Genomic DNA, 3,309 nt, shown 5'->3' with positions numbered 1-3,309 from the left:
TCCTTGTAGGCGACACCGTTGAGCCCGATACCAGGCGCGCGTGAATGAACGTCGAAGACGTCGGTGCCCGGCTTCGGGTCGGTGGGTGGGCTGGCGTAGCTGCGCGGCTCCCAGGTCTGCGCCGCGGAGAGCACGCTGCTTGGCGCAAACGGGTCGCGGGGCAGGCTTCGCATCAGATAGATCTTGGTTCCGCTGGGCGAGCGCGCGTCTGCCACTCCGTCGACGAGCAGCTCCAGGTTGGGTGGATAGCCGGAGGCATCGGCGGCTCGCTGGATGCTGCCTTGATCGGACAAGCGCTTGTAGGCATCGAGCGCGCTGCGTATCTCTCGCAAAGAGCGGCGAAGCTCTTCTTCCTTGTTTCGTTGGTGTGACAACTCAGCCAACGGCAAGCCGATGCTGGCCAGCACCGACATGATGGCCAGAACCACGAGCAGCTCGACCAAGCTGAAACCGCCTGTCGGGCGCGGGAGAGTCTGGCCACACGCGCTCATTGCGGCTTGGCGGGTGACACGGGCACGAGAGGCGGCGGCGTGAACGCCGGTGGCACCGCTGGGGCATCGGGCCGAGCAGGCAACGCAGGCACGGGCTGTGGCAGCACCGGGTAAATGGGCAGCCCGGCAGGCTGTTGAGGCCGATTGGGTGGGTTGGCACCCATCGGGGTCCCCAACTGGATCGGGGTCGCTCCCACCGATGACTCCGTACCGGACAAGAACTCTTGCAAGCCGACGCCCGGCACGTCGAGGTTGCGCACGATGCGTGGCGTGATGAGCAGCACGATCTCGGTGCGCGAATCACTGTCGGTCGCCGCACCAAACAGCTTGCTCAGCACGGGGATCTCGTTCAAGCCCGGCACGCCCGTATTCGAGCGGCGCTCATCACGCTGGATCAGGCCTGCAAGGATGTTGGTTTCGCCGTCACGCACCCGCAGGCTGGTGGATGTGTTGCGTGTGCCCAAGCGGTAAGCCTCGGTACCGGGGCGCGTGATCGTCTCAAGAATGTTGGAGACCTCGAGCGCGATCTTCATCGACACCTCGTCGTCGAGCGAAATGCTCGGCTCAATCTCGAGCTTGAGGCCCACGTCGAGGTAGTTGACCGATTGCGATGAGCCCACGCCTGCGGTCGATGTGGTGGTGATGACCGGCACCCGCTCGCCAATCAAGATCTTGGCCGACTGGCGGTTGCGCACCCGCACGCGCGGGTTGGCCAGCAAGGTGGCGTCGCCCTTGGTGCCACGCAACTGAGCCGACACCACCGGCGAGTTGGTGTTCAGTCGCACCATGCCGGAGTTTCGGTTGCGCAGCTCGTCGAGGCGCAGCTGGCCGGCCACACCGTCGACACCCACCACACTGGCCGACACCGAATCGGGCCAGCGGATGCCCAGCTCCAGCAGGCGGTTGGCGCTGACCTCCAGCACCTCCAGCTCGAGCATCACCTCGGGCTCGGCGATGTCTTGCGAGGCGATGAGCTTTTCAGCCAGGCGCACCACCTCGGCCGAGTCGCGCACCATCAGCATGTTGAGCTTTTCGTCGACCACCACGTCACGCACCTTGGCGATGGTGCGCAGGGCGTTGGCCACCTTGGCGGCATCGGCATTGCTCAGGTAGAAGGTGCGCACCACCATCTCGCGGTACTCGGCGGCCTTGGCAGCGGTGTTGGGGTAGATCAACAAGGTGTCGTCGTCGAGCACCCGCGATTCGAGCTGGTTGGTGGCCAGCAGCAAACGCACGATGTCAGCCACCGGCTTGTTGGCAACCGACAGGGTCACCCGCAAATCGGGCCGCACGTCGCGTTCGATCATGTAGTTGAGGCCCGAGGCCTGCTTCAGCGCCTCGAACACCTGCAACAGCGACGCATTGGTGAAGCTCAGTGACACCGGCACGCGGTAGGCGGCCTTGAGCTTGGGGTAGATGCCGAGCTCCTTGCCCGTGGTGTCGGCCTGCTGGCGCATGAGCTGGCGCAGCTGGAAAGCGGCGCGGCGATGGTTGGGGTTTTCTGAAACCACTTGCTGGGTCTTGGAAACGGCGGCGTCGATGCTGCCGGAGCGTGCCAATTCGGCCGCGGCGTCGAGCGCCTTCCAGTGGCGCTCGGCCACGTCGGTGCGAGCGGTGCCGTTGGTGGCCCGGGCGTTGGAAGCGTCGAGTCGGGATGCCTTGGCAAAGAGGTCTCGCGCAGCAGCAAAGTTGCCCTGCTCCACCGCGGCATCGGCTTCGCGCAGCAGGCTGTTGACCTGCGCTTCACGCTGGGTGAAATAGCTGCGCCGGTACTCGTGGTTGTTGGGCTCCTTTTCCATGGCTTGCCGCAGCTTGGACAAGCCGGGCTCGGCCTGCCCTTCGGCGAGCTTGGCGTGCCCCTCACGGAAGGCCTGGTAGCCGGCGCAGCCGCCCATCAGCATGAGCACGCCGGTGATCGCAAAGATCACCCCCGCGCGAGGCATGGGCCGCGAAATTTGAAGCAGAGGTTTCATCGGTTGGCCGTGGCTCTTGGAACGGGGATCTGCCACACATGCTTGGTGACGGCATGCGTGATCGACATGTGTTGCGCCGTGATGGCGGTGACTTGGTATTCGGCCAGCAGCACGCTGCCCAGGCGCGCCAGCACCGTGCCTTGGCCGGTGGCCACAAACACACCGGGCGCCGCACCGTCGTCCCAGGTGCCCACGACTAGCAGCGGTGGCGGGGGCGGCGGAGGGGGCGGTGGCGCGGGCGGCGGTGGCTCCGGTGGGCCCACGAACGCTTTGACCTTGATGACCGGTGGTGGTGGCGGAGCGGGTGGCTGGCGGACCACGCGGACTGCAAAGGCGTTGCCCGCCACGTCGCGCACGTCGGTGGGCGGGATGGGCTGCGCTTGTGTTGCCTGCGGCTCGGTGGCCACAGCGGCAGGTCGTTCTGGTCGTGTGACGGCCACAACCACGTCATCGGCCACCTCGCTGCGCGGCGGGACCAACCAGCGCAACAGGATCAACACACTCATCACGGCCAGCAACCAGGCCAAGCGGGTTTGCTTCATGGCCTGCCCGCTTCCTGGTCTCGCAGGAAGACGACCAAGCTGAGCTTGGCGTCGACCTCGGCTGAGTCGATGTTGACCCGGCTCATGCTGAGGTCTCGCGCCGTCAGGCCTGGCACGGTGCCCAGAAGCTGGGCCATGGCCGCACGCAGCTTGGGGTAGCTGCCTTTGAGCGTGCAGCGCACTTCCAGCGTGTTGGGGGTGGTTTCGGTGGCGGGCAGGAGTTTGTAGTCGGCGGCCGTCCACGCCAGACCTTGGCTCACCACGGTCTGCTGGATCTGGGTCAACAGCAGCGGTACCTCGCTG

4 protein-coding genes are annotated in these 3,309 nt (G+C 65.9%); all 4 read right to left on the bottom strand.

Translation table 11 applies throughout. The features are described from left to right. Window positions 1-443: type II secretion system protein (locus tag RMO40_RS21675; RefSeq protein ID WP_309725675.1), on the bottom strand; the 443-nt coding region annotated here is incomplete at its 3' end. Window positions 444-487: 44 nt separating this feature from the next. After that, on the bottom strand, window positions 488-2,434 hold the full coding sequence (locus tag RMO40_RS21670) for a secretin N-terminal domain-containing protein (protein ID WP_309725674.1): 1,947 nt from the start codon (window positions 2,432-2,434) through the stop codon (window positions 488-490). A 26-nt stretch (window positions 2,435-2,460) separates the two neighbouring features. Continuing rightward, complete coding sequence (locus RMO40_RS21665; RefSeq protein WP_309725673.1) at window positions 2,461-3,006, bottom strand: hypothetical protein; 546 nt, start codon at window positions 3,004-3,006, stop codon at window positions 2,461-2,463. After that, a partial coding sequence (locus tag RMO40_RS21660) for a GspMb/PilO family protein (RefSeq protein WP_309725672.1) occupies window positions 3,003-3,309 on the bottom strand: 307 nt, incomplete at its 5' end. The genes RMO40_RS21660 and RMO40_RS21665, both read right to left, overlap by 4 nt.

The organism is Rhizobacter sp. (genome assembly GCF_031412075.1).
In the GTDB taxonomy this organism is placed as follows: Bacteria; Pseudomonadota; Gammaproteobacteria; order Burkholderiales; family Burkholderiaceae_C; genus Rhizobacter.
The sequence above is the reverse complement of the archived record's forward strand: the minus strand, read 5'-3'. Positions and strand labels throughout refer to the sequence as shown.